The sequence below is a fragment of the Achromobacter xylosoxidans A8 genome, from assembly GCF_000165835.1.
In the GTDB taxonomy this organism is placed as follows: Bacteria; Pseudomonadota; Gammaproteobacteria; order Burkholderiales; family Burkholderiaceae_B; genus Achromobacter; species Achromobacter xylosoxidans_B.
In genome coordinates, this window is the sequence record NC_014640.1 from 963,376 (window position 1) to 977,692 (window position 14,317).

Genomic DNA, 14,317 nt, shown 5'->3' on the forward strand with positions numbered 1-14,317 from the left:
CCCCAGCAGAGGATATCGGCATGACATCTACAGATCCGGCCGCATGGATCGGCAGCGGTGAACGCAAGACGGACGCCATGGACCCCGGCCATGCCGCGCGCATCGCGGCCACGCTGGGCGGCCCCGCACCGGCCCAGGGCGATGCCTTGCCTCCGCTGTGGCAATGGGCGTTCTTCATTTCCACGGTGGACATGGACGGGCTGGGGACAGATGGCCATCCGGCGCGCGGCGGCTTCCTGCCGCCGGCCCAGGACCGCAACCGCATGTGGGCGGGCGGCCGGGTGGAGTTCCGCCAGCCGCTGAAGGTTGGCGTGCCCGCGGAACGCGAGTCCACCGTGATCGACGTCAAGGAAAAAGCGGGGCGCACCGGCGCGCTGCTGTTCGTGACGGTGCGGCATGAGTTCCGCCAGGAAGGCGTAGTGGCCATCCACGAAGAACAGGACATCGTCTACCGTCAGCCGACCCCGCCCAAGCTCAGCGGCAGCGAGCCCGCGCCGCAGGCCCAATGGCGCGATACCGTCGAGCCGTCGCCGGTGCTGCTGTTCCGCTATTCGGCGGTGACCTTCAACGGCCATCGCATCCATTACGACCATCCCTACGTGACCGGGACCGAGGGCTATCCCGGGCTGGTGGTGCACGGTCCGCTGATCGCCACGGAGATGGTCGCCGCCTTTACCCGGGCCCACCCGCAGGCGCGCCTGACCCATCTGGCGTATCGCGGCCTGCGTCCGCTGATTGCGCCCACGCCCTTCCAGGTGGCTGGCCGCTTGACCGAACCGGGCGTGGCCCAGCTCTGGGCCGAGCAGGACGGCACGCTGGCCCACCAAGCTGAACTGAGGTTTACCGAATGAGCATCGAGGCCCCCCGTCCCCTGGACGGCATCACCGTCGTCAGCCTGGAACACGCCATTGCCGCGCCGTTCTGCACCCGCCAGCTGGCGGACATGGGCGCGCGCGTCATCAAGATCGAACGCCCCGGTGGCGGCGACTTCGCCCGCGGCTACGACGAGCGCGTGCGCGGCCTGTCCTCGCATTTCGTCTGGACCAACCGGTCCAAGGAAAGCCTGACGCTGGACCTCAAGCGCGAGGAGGCGGGCGGCGTGATGGAGCGCCTGCTGGAGACGGCCGACGTGCTGGTGCAGAATCTGGCGCCAGGCGCCGCCGCGCGCCTGGGCCTGTCTTTTGATGCCCTGCACAAAAAGTACCCGCGCCTGATCGTCTGCGACATCTCGGGCTACGGCGAGGGCGGGCCCTACCAGGACAAGAAGGCCTACGACCTGCTGATCCAGAGCGAAAGCGGCTTCCTGTCGGTGACCGGCACCAAGGACGATCCGGTCAAGGCCGGCTGTTCCATCGCCGACATCTCCGCCGGCATGTACGCCTATTCCGCGATCCTGAACGCCTTGCTGCTGCGACAGAAAACGGGCCTGGGCAGCCGCCTGGACGTCTCCATGCTGGAAAGCATGGTCGAGTGGATGGGATTCCCCATGTATTACGCGTTCGAGGGCGGCACGCCGCCTGTGCGCGCGGGCGCGGCGCACGCGTCCATCTATCCCTACGGCCCGTTCCCCGTGGGCGACGGCGCCACCATCATGCTGGGCCTGCAGAACGAGCGCGAGTGGCGCGTGTTCTGCGCCCAGGTGCTGCGCCAGGCGGAACTGGCGGAAGACCCGCGCTTCATCTCCAATTCGCTGCGTACCGCCAACCGCGATGACTTGCGCGCGCTGATCGTGGCTGCGTTCGCCGACTTGTCCATTGAACAGGTGACGCAGCGGCTGGAAGACGCGCAGATCGCCAACGCGCGCGTCAACGACATGGCCGGCGTCTGGGCGCACCCGCAGCTACAGGCCCGCGGCCGCTGGAGCCAGGTCGACAGCCCCGCAGGCGTTCTGCCCGCGCTGCTGCCCCCGGCCAGCAGCAACGCCTTCGCGCCGCGTATGGCGGCGGTGCCCGCGGTGGGCCAAAATACCGATGCGGTGCTAGCATCATTGGGATACGCGCCCGATCAGGTGGCGCAGTTCCATGCATCGGAGGTCGTGTGACGCATCCCGTTGTCCGTAGCGCGCTGTTCGTGCCGGCTTCGCGCCCCGAGCGCATTCCCAAGGCGCTGGCCGCCGGGGCCGACGCCGTCATTGTCGATCTGGAAGATGCGGTGGAGCATCTGGCCAAGGCCTCCGCGCGGGAAGCGCTGTGCGATTTCCTGGGAACGAATCCCGGCGCGCGGCTGTGGGTGCGGATCAACGATGCCTCCACTTCCTGGCACGACGACGACCTCAAGGCCTGCCGCGGCAAGCCCGGGGTGGCCGGCGTGCTGCTGCCCAAGGCCGAAAGCCTGGCGCAGGTGCGCCACGTGGTCCAGGCGGGTCTGCGCGTGATTCCCATTCTGGAAAGCGCCCAGGGCATACTCAATGTTGCTGAAGTCGCCGCCACCCCCGGGGTCGAGCGCCTGGCGTTCGGCAGCCTGGATTACGGCCTGGACTTGGGATTGACACCCGATACGCCGGGCGCGGAGACGGTGCTGGACCAGGCGCGCGTGCAGGTGCTGCTGCACAGCCGCGCCGCCGGCCTGGCGCCGGCCCTGGACGGCGTGTTCCCGGGCGTCCAGGATCAGTCCGGGCTGGCGCACGCCGCGGCTCGCGCGCAGCAGATGGGGTTCGGCGGCATGCTGTGCATCCATCCCACGCAGGTGCCGGTGATCCATGCGGCCTTCGTGCCTGCGGCGCAGGAACTGGCATGGGCGCGCCGCGTCATCGCCACGCACCGCGACACCTCGGCCGGCACCTTCATGCTGGACGGCAAGATGGTCGACGCGCCCGTCATCGCGCGCGCGCGGCTGGTGCTGGCGCAGGCGGGCGAAACCACCGGTTTCTAGGCCGGTTCCGATCACTTCTTTCCGGCAGGTCTATGAGCGAAGCGCTCTTCATCGGACATACTTATATCGACGTCACCGTGCTGGCGGACGAGTGGCCCACGGGCGATGAAAAAAGCGTGGCGCGCGACTACGCCGTGTCTTTCGGCGGCAATGCGGTGACGGCGGCGTTTGCCTGCGCGCGGCTGGGCACGCCGCCCGATCTGATCTGCTCGCTGGCTTCGGATTGGCTGGGCCACATGTACACGGACATGGCGGCGGCGCACGGGGTCTCGCTGCATGCGCGCAAGGTGGGCCGGTCGTCCCTGTCCTTCATCATGCCCAATCACGGCAAGCGCGCCATCGTGCGCGCGCGCGACGTGGATTACCTGAACGATTTTCCCAGGCTGGACATCGGCGGCTATCGCGCCCTGCACCTGGACGGCCATCAACCGGACGCCGCCCTGCACTACGCGCAGGCCTGCAGGCAGGCGGGCGTGCTGACCTCGCTGGATGGCGGGGGTGTGCGCGAGAACACCGATGAATTGCTGCGCTATATCGACGTGGCGGTCTGCGCGGAGCGCATGTGCGAACAGTTGGGGCTCACGCCGCAGGGGCTGCTGGATCTGCTGAAGGCCCGCGGCTGCCGCATAGGCGCCGTGACCATGGGCGAGCACGGCATGCTCTGGTACGACGAGACGGGGACGGTGGCAGTCCTGCCCGCGCTGGAGGTGCCGGCCGCCAGCATCGTCGATACCTCGGGGGCCGGGGACGTGTTCCACGGCGCCTACGTCTGGTCCTATCTGAACCGTCCGGAGCTGCCCTGGGCGGAGCACTTCACGTTCGCGCGCGCCGCCTCGTCCCATAAGATCCAGCATCTGGGCAATGAAGCGGGCCTGCCGCGGGTCGAGGACGTGGAGCGCGCGCTGATGGCCTACGCGCCGAAGGAGTAGCGGGCGCTCAGTCCGCGATGCGTGCTATCGGCTGGTCGTGGATCGTGCCGATCCAGTGGTCGATGAGCTTGCCTTGCAGCGACAGCCCGGGAGCAAGATCGCGCAAGGGCATCAGCACGAAGGCGCGCAGGTGCATGCGGGGATGCGGCAGAACCAGCCGCTCATGGTCCAGCGCGGTGTCGCCATACAGCAGCAGGTCCAGGTCCAGCGTGCGCGGCGCGTTCTTGTAGGGCCGCTCGCGGCCATGCAGATTTTCCAGCGCCTGCAACGCGTCCAGCAGGGCCAGCGGCGCCAGGCGCGTGTCCAGCGCTGCCACGGCATTGGTGAAATCCGGTCCAGAGGCTTCCACCGGCGCGGTGCGATAGAACGGCGATGCTGTCACCGCCACGATGCCGTCGGTTTCCTTCAATTCGGCCAAGACACGGCGCAGGGTTGCTGCGCCGTCGCCCAGATTGGCGCCCAGGCCGACATAGGCGCGGACGAGGGCTGTTGCGGACATGGCTCAGTCGGCGCTGGGCGTGCCGCGCGACGGCGAACGGCGCGGGCGGCGGCGCTTGCGCGGGGCGGCGGCCGGCGCATCGCCGGCTTCGCGCGGCTGGCGGGCCACTTCTTCGATCATCTCGCTGCGGGTGACGTCGTCGGCGTTGGCCAGGTCCATCCACCATTGCGCCAGCACGCTGTCGAATTCGCCGGCGGCGGCGCGCAACTGCAGGAAATCGCAGGCGGCGCGGAAGCGCGGCTGCTCGATCATGCGGTAGATGGTCTTGCCCATGCGGCGTTCGAAACGCGGCTGCATGAACCAGATCTCGCGCATGTCCGACGAGAAGCGGCGCTGGATGGCGAGCTTTTCGGTCTGTTCGTCCAGCACCGAATCGGCGGCCTGCGACAGCGCGGGAATGGTGTGTTCGCCCTGCGCCCGCAGCTGCTTCCAGCGCGCCTCGACCTGCTGCCATAGCAGCGCGGCAAACAGGAAGCTGGGGCTGATGGTCTTGCCGGAGCGCACGCGCGCGTCGGTGCGTTCCAGCGCCAACTCCACGAAATGTTCGCCGCCGGGCTGCTCCAGCACCACGTCCAGCAGGGGCAGGAGGCCCTTGTGCAGGCCGTCGGCGCGCAGCTGGCGCAGGCAGTCCATGGCATGGCCGCAGGTCAGCAGCTTGAGCATTTCGTCGAACAGGCGCGAGGCCGGCACGTTGTCGATGAGCTCGGCCATGGTGCTGATAGGCTGGCGCGTGGCCGGGTCTATCGTGCCGTTGAGCTTGGCGGCGAAGCGCACGGCGCGCAGCATGCGGACCGGGTCTTCGCGATAGCGCTTGGCCGGGTCGCCGATGATGCGGACCTGGCGCTTCTTGAGGTCGGCCACGCCGTTGTGGAAGTCGATGACTTCCTCGTTGTGCGGGTCGTAATAGAGCGCGTTCATGGTGAAGTCGCGGCGCGCCGCGTCTTCTTCGTGCGAGCCGAACACGTTGTCGCGCAGGATGCGGCCGTGCTCGTCGGTCTCCTGGTCTTCCGAGGCGGGCGCGCGGAAGGTGGAGGTTTCGATGATTTCCTGGCCGAAGACCACGTGCACCAGCTGGAAGCGGCGGCCGATGATGCGGGCGCGGCGGAACAGCGGGCGGATCTGCTCGGGCGTGGCGTTGGTGGCCACGTCGAAGTCCTTGGGCTCCAGGCCCACGATCAGGTCACGCACGGCGCCGCCGACGATGTAGGCGTCATAGCCATGCTGGCGCAGCACCTCGCAGACCTTGATCGCGTGGCGCGAGACGTTGCGGCGGTCGATGCCGTGTTTGTCGCGCGCGATGCGCAACGGCCCCCGGGGTGCCGGCGCGAACAGTCGGCCGACGAATTTTTTTATGGTTTCAGTGATCATTTAGGACTTCGAATCTTCCATGTGGTCGAACAAGTCGATCACTTGCCAGCCGCGTTCCTGGGCGATGCCGCGCAGGGTGGGGCTGGGGTTGGCGGCGATCGGACGGGTCACTTTTTCCAGCAGCGGTACATCGTTGACCGAATCGCTATAGAAAAACGATTCCGAAAAATCCGCAAGCCCCAATCCCATGCCGGCCAGCCAGTCGTTGACGCGCACCACCTTGCCTTCCTTGAAGCTGGGCGTGCCCAGGATGCGGCCGGTGTAGCGCCCGCGCAGGTATTCCGCGTCGGTGGCCACGAGGTGGGGCACGCCGAAGGCGCGTGCGATGGGGGCGGTGACGAAGCTGTTGGTGGCCGTGACCACCGCGCACAGGTCGCCGGCTTCCAGGTGCGATTGCACCAGGTCGCGCGCGGCGGGCGTCATGGACGGGCGGATCACTTCTTCCATGAAGGCTTCGTGCCAGGCCGCCAGGTCATAGGGCGTGTGCGCGGCCAGCAGTCCGAGCATGAACTCGGCGGCCTGCTCGGCGGTGAGCTCGCCGCGGTTGTAGCGATCCATCAGATCGTCGTTTTGGCGGCGGGCTTCGGCGGGATCCCCGGCGCGGCCCGTGCGTGCCAGATAGTCGGCCCATTGGTAGTCGCTATCCAGCGGCAACAGGGTGTGATCCAGGTCGAACAGGGCGAGACGTCGGGAGGTCATGTGCGTTGTGAATCAGGGTCTGCGAGCATGGCCCGCAACAGAGGCAGGGTGATGGGACGGCCGGTGGCCAGGGAATAACGGTCCAGCGCGTCGATCAGCTCCGCCAGCTTGCGGATGTCGCGCTCGTGGTGCGTGAGCATCCAGTTGATGATTTCGGGCGCCAGGTGCATGCCACGTTCGGCCGCCTGGGCCGACAGGGCGGCCAGCTTGTCGGCGTCGGACAGCGGGTCCAGGCGGAACACCAGGTCCCAGCCCAGGCGCGTGCGCAGGTCCTCGCGCAGCGGCATCGACAGCGGGGCGCGGTCGCCCGCCAGCGCCAGGGCGAAGGCGCGGCCGGTGGCGGCGGATTCGCGCCAGCGGTTGTAGAGCGCGAACAGGGCGGCCTGGCGGCTGTCGTTCATACGGTGCACGTCGTCAACCGCGACGAACTTGGGCATGGGCGACTTGGAATCGGCTTCGGCCAGGCGGCGCAGCATGTTTTCGCCCGTTTCGGCGTCGATATAGACGGCGTCGGGGCGGGCGGTCAGCGCGCGCAGCAGATGGGTGCGGCCGCAGCCCGCGGCGCCCCAGATGTACAGGGCGCGGCCCGGAATCAGCGCGCGCACCGCCGCCAGCGCTTCCCCGTTGGGGCCGGCGATATAGTTGTTCAGCGATGGCGCTGGCGCGGGAAGAACGTCGAGCAGCAGCTGGCGGTTCATGGAAGCTTACAGGGTGCCGAAACGAGGCGGGTAGTACTGGTCAATACAGCTATGGGTCAATACAGCAAATCAAGACAGGCTGGCCGGGCCCGACGCCTGTGGAGTCGTTAAAACCCTTGGGGTCAAAACCTCCGGGTCAAAACCTCCGGGTCAAAACCTCCGGGTCAAAACCTCCGGGTCAAAACCTCCGGGTCAAAACCTCCGGGTCAAAACCTCATACACTGGCAAAATCAATACCGGCCAACCCTACACTTTAAACCACCTCGGGTTACGGTGTCGCGTCCAGGGCCCTGGACTGGCTTGGGTTTGCGCCGATTCCGCCCTTCTTGCCGGTCTGGCCGGGCGCGCCTGGGTTCGTTCCGGTCCGAAGCGCTTTCACGGCGCCCCGGCGGGGACGATCCCTGCTTGCGCCCGCAACATCGTAAAATGCAGGGCGTTCCACCCAAATCCCAGCAATTGTTACATACCCCACGGCATTTCTCATGACGAATCAACCTACCGCCCCTCTGACCTACCGCGATGCCGGTGTCGACATCGACGCAGGCGACGCCCTGGTCGACCGTATCAAACCGCTTGCGGCGCGCACCATGCGTCCCGGGGTGCTGGCCGGTATCGGCGGCTTTGGCGGCCTGTTCGAAGTGCCGAAGTCGTACAAGGAACCCGTGCTGGTCTCGGGTACCGACGGCGTGGGCACCAAGCTGCGCCTGGCGTTCGACTGGAACCGCCACGACACCGTGGGTATCGACCTGGTCGCCATGAGCGTCAACGACATCCTGGTGCAAGGCGCGGAACCGCTGTTCTTCCTGGACTATTTCGGCTGCGGCAAGCTGTCGGTGGATACGGCGGCCGCGGTGGTGGGCGGCATCGCCAAGGGCTGCGAGCTGTCGGGCTGCGCGCTGATCGGCGGTGAAACCGCCGAAATGCCGGGCATGTACCCGGACGGCGAGTACGACCTGGCCGGTTTCGCGGTGGGCGCGGTCGAAAAGTCCGCCATCATCACCGGCCAGTCGATCAAGACGGGCGACGTGGTGCTGGGCCTGGCTTCCAGCGGCGCGCACTCCAACGGCTATTCGCTGCTGCGCAAGATCCTCGAACGCGCCAACGCCAAGCCCGACGACGATTTCCACGGCCAGCCGCTGGTCGACGTGGTCATGGCGCCGACCCGCATTTACGTGAAGCAGGTGCTGGCCGCGCTGGCCAAGCACGGCGCAGCCATCAAGGGCCTGGCCCACATCACCGGCGGCGGCCTGCTGGACAACGTGCCGCGCATCCTGCAGCCCGGCCTGTCGGCCCAACTGCACCGCGCCAACTGGGAAATGCCCAAGCTGTTCCAGTGGCTGCAACAGCAGGGCCAGGTCGAGGACACCGAGATGTATCGCGTCTTCAACTGCGGCATCGGCATGGTGCTGGTGGTGGATCCGGCACAGGCCGAAGCCATCGCGGCCACGTTGCGCGAGCAGGGCGAGACCGTCAGCACGCTGGGCGAAATCGTCGAGCAGAAGGAAGGCATGGCGCAGACCTTCGTGGTGTAAGCCTGGGTCTGCTCAACGAAAAACCGCGCCACGGCGCGGTTTTTTTGTGCCTGCCGGCTGGCTAGGCCCGTTCCGCCAGGGCGATGGCCATCGCGTCTATGGTCTGCGCCACGGCATCCGCCGCCAGGCAGTCGACGATGACGCGCTCGGGTTGCGCGCGCAGCCAGGTGATCTGGCGCTTGGCCAGCTGGCGCGTGGCGGCGATGCCTTGTTCGCGGGCCGTGGCCAGGTCGACCTCGCCATCCAGGTGGGACCACATCTGCCGGTAGCCCACGCAGCGCACGGAAGGCAGACCGGTGTGCAGATCGCCCCGGGCGCGCAGGGCGCGCACTTCATCGAGCAGGCCGCGGTCCAGCATGGCGTCGAAGCGTTGCTCGATGCGGGCATGCAGGGCGGCGCGGTCGGAGGGTTCCAGGCTGATGGTGAGGTACTGGTTGCCCTGGTCGGCGCGCGGGCGCTGGCCGCGCAGCAGCAGGGCGGACATGGGCTGGCCGGACAGCATGCAGATTTCCAGCGCGCGCTGGATGCGCTGGCTGTCGTTGGGCGCCAGGCGCGCGGCGGTGGGCGGGTCCAGCAGCGCCAGTTCGGCGTGCAGCGCGGGCCAGCCCTGGGTGGTGGCGCGCGCTTCGAGCTCGGCGCGCAGCGCCGGATCGGCCTGGGGCAGATCGTCCAGGCCGTCGCGCAGCGCCTTGTAGTACATCATGGTGCCGCCCGCCAGCAGCGGGATGCGCCCGCGTGCGCGGATCTCGTCGATCAGGCGCAGCGCATCGGCGACGAAGTCGGCGGCGGAGTACGACTGGATGGGATCGAGGATGTCCAGCAGATGCTGCGGCACCAGCGCCTGTTCTTCTGGCGAGGGCTTGGCCGTACCGATGTCCATGCCGCGATAGATCGTGGCCGAATCGACGTTGACGATTTCCAGCGGCCAGCGTTCGGCCAGCGCCAGGGTGGAGGCGCTTTTGCCGGCCGCGGTAGGGCCGGCCAGGCAGATCACCAGCGGCGCCGCGTTGGGGGAGGAGGACGGCGACAAGCTTATTGCCCGCGCAGGAAGAGCTTGTCCAGGTCGGACACCGACCACTGGATCCAGGTTGGGCGGCCGTGGTTGCACTGGTCGGCGCGTTCGGTGGCTTCCATCTGGCGCAGCAGGCCGTTCATCTCTTCGATGGTGAGCTTGCGGTTGGCGCGCACGGAGCCGTGGCAGGCCATGGTGGACAGCAGTTCATTGCGCTGTTCGGTCAGCAAGCGGGAAACGCCCACCGCGCCGAGATCGCGCAGCACGGCGCGGGCCAGCGTTTCGATGTCGCCGCGGGCCAGGATGGCCGGCACGGAGCGCACGGCGATCGAGGTGGGGCCGGACGGACGCATTTCGAAGCCGAGTTCGTTCAACTGATCTTCGAATTCCTCGACCAGCGCCACGTCCTTTTCCTGGGCGTGGAACACCACGGGCACCAGCAGGTCCTGGCGCGGCAGGCTGCGCGCGTCCAGGGCGTGCTTGAGCTGTTCGTAGACCACCCGCTCATGCGCGGCGTGCATGTCCACCAGCACGATGCCGCGGCGCGTCTGCGCCAGGATGTAGATGCCGTGCAGCTGCGCCAGCGCCATGCCCAGCGGATGTTCCTCGTCGGCGGGCAGGGCGGTGGCGGGAGCGGGCGCGGGTTCGCGCAGCGGCGCCGTCTTGGCGGCCGAGTCCTCATCGAGCGGCCGGTAGAGCGATTGCCAGTCGGCGGCCGGGATGCCGGCGGGTTCGGCATGCAGGCGGAACGGGACCTGGGTGTGTGCGCGCTGCGGCGCGGGCGAGGGCCGCAAGCCGTAGGACGACGATAAGCCGCCGCCGTTGTAGGCGGGCCTGGGCGTGTCCGCCATGGGGCTGGCGGCGGGCGCGTAGGGCGCGGCCTGCGGGGCGGCGCCCTCGGCTGAGGCGGCGGGCCTTGCCACGGTTTCGAAGCCGGCATCGTCGGCGTCGTCGTTCTGCGCCGGAGCTACAACGGCGGACGCGCCGCCGGTCTGCGCCAGCGTCTGGCCGACCGCGTGGGAAACGAACCGATGCACCGCGCCGCTGTCGCGGAAGCGGACCTCGTGCTTGGCCGGGTGCACGTTCACGTCCACGGCGGCCGGGTCGATGTCCAGGAACAGCACGTAGGCGGGCTGGCGGTCGCCATGCAGCACGTCCGCGTAGGCGGCGCGCAGGGCATGGCTGACGGTGCGGTCGCGCACGTAGCGGCCGTTGACGTAGAGATACTGGCGGTCCGCGCGCGCGCGGGCCGCGGTGGGGCGCGTGATCATGCCCGCCAGGCTGACCGTGCCGACCGAGTGCGACAGTAGCAGGCCGTGCTCGGCGAACTCCGCGCCCAGCACGTCGCGGATGCGCTGCGGCGGTTCGGCGGGCAGCCATTGGCGCTGCGCGCGGTCATGGTGGAACAGGCGGAAGGCGATCTGCGGGTGCGCCAGCGCGATGCGCTCCATGGCGTCGACGCAATGGCCGAATTCGGTGGCTTCGGAACGCAGGAACTTGCGGCGCGCCGGCACGGCGTCGAACAGCTGGCGCACGTCGACGGTGGTGCCCGGCGGGCCCGAGGCGGGGCTGACCTGCATGCTGCCGGCATCGATCTGCCAGGCGTGCTCGCCGTCGCGGGTACGGGAAATGATGGTGACCTGGGCCACCGAGGCGATGGAGGCCAGGGCTTCGCCGCGGAACCCCATGGACGCCACCGATTCCAGCTCGTTCAGGGAGCGGATCTTGCTGGTGGCGTGGCGCGCCAGCGCCAGCGGCAGTTCCTCGGGCGGAATGCCGCCGCCGTCATCGGTCACCGCGATGCGGCGTATGCCGCCGCCTTCCAGGCGCACTTCGATGGCGCGTCCGCCGGCGTCGATGGCGTTTTCAAGGATTTCCTTGAGCACGGACGCCGGCCGTTCGATCACCTCGCCGGCGGCGATCTGGCTGATCAGCAGGTCGGGAAGCGCAAGAATGGAGCGGCGTTCGGTCATGTGGCTGGCGTTCAGGTATGGCTATGTGGATGATTTTAGCGTCATGGGCGGGTGGGCTATAGTCGCGGACTGATATCCCATTCCGCTGGCAGGGTTGCTTCAATGCTCGAATTTTTCAATATGGTGCTCCACATCGACAAGACGCTGGGCGTCTGGGTCGCGCAGTACGGCGTGTGGGTGTACCTGGTGCTGTTCCTGATTGTTTTCGCCGAGACCGGGCTGGTCGTGTTGCCGTTCCTGCCGGGGGATTCGCTGCTGTTCATCGCGGGGGCGTTCGGTGCCACCGGGCACATCGACCCGTTCCTGATGGGGGGGCTGCTGATCGTCGCGGCCATCACCGGCAATACGCTGAACTACGCCATTGGACGCTATATCGGGCCGCGCGTGTTTTCGATGAACCTGCGCTTCCTGGACCGCGGCGCGTTGATGCGCACGCACGCGTTCTATGAGAAGCACGGCGGCAAGACTATCGTGATGTCGCGCTTCATCCCCGTGGTGCGCACCTTCGCGCCTTTCGTCGCGGGGGTGGCCGACATGCCGCTGTCGCGCTTCCAGCTGTTCAACATCCTGGGCGCGCTGCTGTGGGTGGTGAGCCTGGTGGCCGCGGGTTATTTCTTCGGCAATATCCCGCTGGTGCGCGAACACCTGAACACCATCGTGCTGCTGGGTCTGGCCGCCGCCATCGTGCCGGTGATCGGGGCGGGCGTGTTCAAGCTGATCAAGGCCAGGCGCGGCGCCTGAGAGCGCGGCGGTGCGCGCCACCGCTCCAGTAACAGGCAAGTAAAAGGGCGTTGCGCCGTAAAGCGCAACGCCCTTTTTTCATGCGTCCTGCTGCCGCTGCTTCAGCTCACGTCGCCCAGCCGCGCCAGCGGCGGATTGGCGGTGAAGTAGCGCTGGATGCCCGTCATCATGGCCTGCGCCAGCTTGTCCTGGTGCGATGTGCTGCGCAGCAGGGCTTCTTCCTGCGGGTTGCTGATGAAGGCGGTCTCGACCAGCACCGAGGGAATGTCCGGCGCCTTCAGCACGGCGAAGCCGGCCTGTTCGACGCTGTTCTTGTGCAGGCGGTTGATCTTCTTGATTTCGTCCAGGAAGGCGTTGCCGACCTTGAGCGAATCGTTGATCTGCGCGGTGGTGGACAGGTCCAGCAGCACCTTGGCCACCTGGCGGTCGTGGCTGCCGAGGTTGACGCCGCCGATCAGGTCGGCCGCGTTTTCCTTGTCCGCCATCCAGCGCGCCTGGGCGCTGGTCGCGCCGCGCTGCGACAGCGCGAACACCGACGAGCCGTTGGCCGAGGGCTTGACCCAGGCGTCCGCGTGGATGGAGATGAACAGGTCGGCGTGCACGCGGCGCGCCTTCTGCACGCGCACATGCAGCGGCACGAAGTAATCGTCGTCGCGCGTGAGGTAGGCGCGCATGTAGGGCTGGCTGTCGATCAGCGCCTTCAGGCGCCGGGCGATGCGCAGCACCACGTCTTTTTCGCGCAGGCCGCTGCTGCCGATGGCGCCCGGGTCCTCGCCGCCGTGACCGGGGTCCAGTGCGATGGTCAGCATGCGCTGCTTGCCGCGGCTGGCCGTGGCGGGCGGGGGTTTGGGCGCCGTGGGTAGCGGGGGCGCCGGCTGCTGGCCGCGCACGCGCGGCGGTTCGGGCGGATCGGCGCGGGCCACCGGGTTGCGCTGGATATCTTCCAGGATGCGCGCCAGCGGGTCGTCCACGTCGGGGCCGCTCTGCTTGTTCAGGATCGCGATCAGCGGGTCCTGGGCGATCTTCGGATACAGGTCCAGCACCAGACGATATTGATAGTCGGCCACCGGCTTGAGCGTGAACACCTGGGGCGCCACGGGCTGCTTCAGGTCGAACACCAGGCGCACCACGTTGGGGCGGTTCTGCGCCACCCGCAGGCTCTGGATGTAGGGGTCGTCCGGCCGGACCTTGGAAACCAGGTCGTTCAGCGCCGCGCTGATGGTCAGTCCCTCAATGTCCACCACCAGGCGATGGGGATTTTCGAGCGTGAACTGTTCAGCCTTGAGCTCGCTGTCGAGCTCCAGCGTGACGCGGGTGTATTCATCGGCCGGCCAGGTGCGCACGGCCAGGATCGTTGCCGCCTGCGCCAGGCGCGGCAGAACCGGCAAGACGAGCAGAGTGGCGGCGACGCTGATCAGGCGGCGCCGGGTGGCGCCTGCCGAGGGGAGGGCGCCGACTGGGGCGGGGGGACAATCGCGTTCAACCATGTTTGTCCTCGAGCGGTGTACGCGGTCAGGGTGGCGTCGCGTCCGTCGCCTGCATAGGCTAGGGAAATCAGCAGGTCGGGAGGGGGCAAAAGGCCCCCGGCCCGCTCCGGCCATTCGATCAAAACGACCGCTTCGTCACGCAGTAAATCCCGGAATCCTGCGTCCAACCATTCGCGCGAATCACTAAATCTATAAAAATCAAGATGATAGAAGTATAAGTTAGAAACTTTATAGGATTCAAGCAGCGCGTAGCTTGGACTTTTGATCCGGCCGGTGATGCCGCATTCCCGCAACAGGGCCCGCGTGAAGGCTGTTTTCCCCGCGCCCAGGTCTCCCTGGAGATGTATGTGTCCCCCGGCCGGACCGGTCTGGCCGCCGGAAACCAGGGGCGCGAGCTGCCGCGCCAGCGATTCCGTGGCGGCTTCGTCGGGCAGGTGCAAGTTCAGGCTGCAAAGAGGGGCGGACATGGCGCGGGGCGAGTGGTAAAAACGGTGAAGGAGCACGGATG

14 protein-coding genes are annotated in these 14,317 nt (G+C 67.7%); 6 read left to right on the plus strand and 8 right to left on the minus strand.

Going from position 1 to position 14,317, the window contains the following annotated elements; translation table 11 throughout:
- The first annotated feature begins 20 nt into the window (after window positions 1-20).
- From AXYL_RS04480 to AXYL_RS04495, 4 genes are read left to right on the plus strand one after another with little or no spacing between them, the layout of a single operon-like run.
- A complete protein-coding gene (locus AXYL_RS04480) occupies window positions 21-851 on the plus strand; it encodes a MaoC family dehydratase N-terminal domain-containing protein (protein ID WP_013391635.1) in 831 nt (276 codons plus the stop codon).
- Window positions 848-2,041, plus strand: a complete 1,194-nt coding sequence (locus tag AXYL_RS04485; protein ID WP_013391636.1) for a CaiB/BaiF CoA transferase family protein — start codon at window positions 848-850, stop codon at window positions 2,039-2,041. The genes AXYL_RS04480 and AXYL_RS04485 overlap by 4 nt, the downstream gene beginning before the upstream one ends.
- Window positions 2,038-2,871 carry an HpcH/HpaI aldolase/citrate lyase family protein gene (locus tag AXYL_RS04490; RefSeq protein ID WP_013391637.1) on the plus strand — a complete coding sequence of 278 codons (834 nt, stop codon included), beginning with the start codon at window positions 2,038-2,040 and terminating at the stop codon, window positions 2,869-2,871. The genes AXYL_RS04485 and AXYL_RS04490 overlap by 4 nt, the downstream gene beginning before the upstream one ends.
- Window positions 2,872-2,903: 32 nt before the next feature.
- Window positions 2,904-3,800 (plus strand): sugar kinase, encoded by an 897-nt coding sequence (locus AXYL_RS04495; protein ID WP_013391638.1) that lies wholly within the window; start codon window positions 2,904-2,906, stop codon window positions 3,798-3,800.
- A gap of 7 nt (window positions 3,801-3,807) precedes the next feature.
- Here AXYL_RS04495 and AXYL_RS04500 read toward each other — a convergent pair whose 3' ends face one another.
- Genes AXYL_RS04500 through hda form a run of 4 tightly spaced genes read right to left on the minus strand, consistent with a single transcriptional unit; the run spans window position 3,808 to window position 7,064 of the window.
- Window positions 3,808-4,299: a 2-amino-4-hydroxy-6-hydroxymethyldihydropteridine diphosphokinase gene (locus AXYL_RS04500; protein ID WP_013391639.1), complete on the minus strand. Its 492-nt coding sequence runs from the start codon at window positions 4,297-4,299 to the stop codon at window positions 3,808-3,810.
- 3 nt (window positions 4,300-4,302) lie between these two features.
- Window positions 4,303-5,667: a polynucleotide adenylyltransferase PcnB gene (pcnB, locus tag AXYL_RS04505; protein WP_013391640.1), complete on the minus strand. Its 1,365-nt coding sequence runs from the start codon at window positions 5,665-5,667 to the stop codon at window positions 4,303-4,305.
- Entirely contained in the window at window positions 5,668-6,366 is a 699-nt protein-coding gene (locus tag AXYL_RS04510) for an HAD family hydrolase (RefSeq protein ID WP_013391641.1), read from the minus strand.
- Window positions 6,363-7,064 carry a DnaA regulatory inactivator Hda gene (gene hda, locus AXYL_RS04515; RefSeq protein WP_013391642.1) on the minus strand — a complete coding sequence of 234 codons (702 nt, stop codon included), beginning with the start codon at window positions 7,062-7,064 and terminating at the stop codon, window positions 6,363-6,365. Before hda ends, AXYL_RS04510 begins: the two co-directional genes overlap by 4 nt.
- A gap of 482 nt (window positions 7,065-7,546) precedes the next feature.
- On the opposite strand from hda, the gene purM reads away from it, so the two are divergent.
- Entirely contained in the window at window positions 7,547-8,596 is a 1,050-nt protein-coding gene (gene purM / locus AXYL_RS04520) for a phosphoribosylformylglycinamidine cyclo-ligase (RefSeq protein ID WP_013391643.1), read from the plus strand.
- Between the two features lie 61 nt (window positions 8,597-8,657).
- Here the strand turns inward: purM and miaA are convergent, their stop codons facing one another.
- Complete coding sequence (miaA, locus tag AXYL_RS04525; protein WP_013391644.1) at window positions 8,658-9,626, minus strand: tRNA (adenosine(37)-N6)-dimethylallyltransferase MiaA; 969 nt, start codon at window positions 9,624-9,626, stop codon at window positions 8,658-8,660.
- A 2-nt stretch (window positions 9,627-9,628) separates the two neighbouring features.
- Window positions 9,629-11,581, minus strand: a complete 1,953-nt coding sequence (gene mutL / locus AXYL_RS04530; protein ID WP_013391645.1) for a DNA mismatch repair endonuclease MutL — start codon at window positions 11,579-11,581, stop codon at window positions 9,629-9,631.
- Window positions 11,582-11,683: 102 nt separating this feature from the next.
- On the opposite strand from mutL, the gene AXYL_RS04535 reads away from it, so the two are divergent.
- A complete protein-coding gene (locus tag AXYL_RS04535; RefSeq protein ID WP_013391646.1) occupies window positions 11,684-12,322 on the plus strand; it encodes a VTT domain-containing protein in 639 nt (212 codons plus the stop codon).
- A 101-nt stretch (window positions 12,323-12,423) separates the two neighbouring features.
- Here AXYL_RS04535 and AXYL_RS04540 read toward each other — a convergent pair whose 3' ends face one another.
- Both AXYL_RS04540 and AXYL_RS04545 read right to left on the minus strand, forming a co-directional pair.
- Window positions 12,424-13,809 (minus strand): N-acetylmuramoyl-L-alanine amidase, encoded by a 1,386-nt coding sequence (locus tag AXYL_RS04540; RefSeq protein WP_013391647.1) that lies wholly within the window; start codon window positions 13,807-13,809, stop codon window positions 12,424-12,426.
- Complete coding sequence (locus tag AXYL_RS04545; RefSeq protein WP_013391648.1) at window positions 13,737-14,276, minus strand: bifunctional alanine racemase/tRNA (adenosine(37)-N6)-threonylcarbamoyltransferase complex ATPase subunit type 1 TsaE; 540 nt, start codon at window positions 14,274-14,276, stop codon at window positions 13,737-13,739. Before AXYL_RS04545 ends, AXYL_RS04540 begins: the two co-directional genes overlap by 73 nt.
- Between the last annotated feature and the right edge of the window lie 41 nt (window positions 14,277-14,317).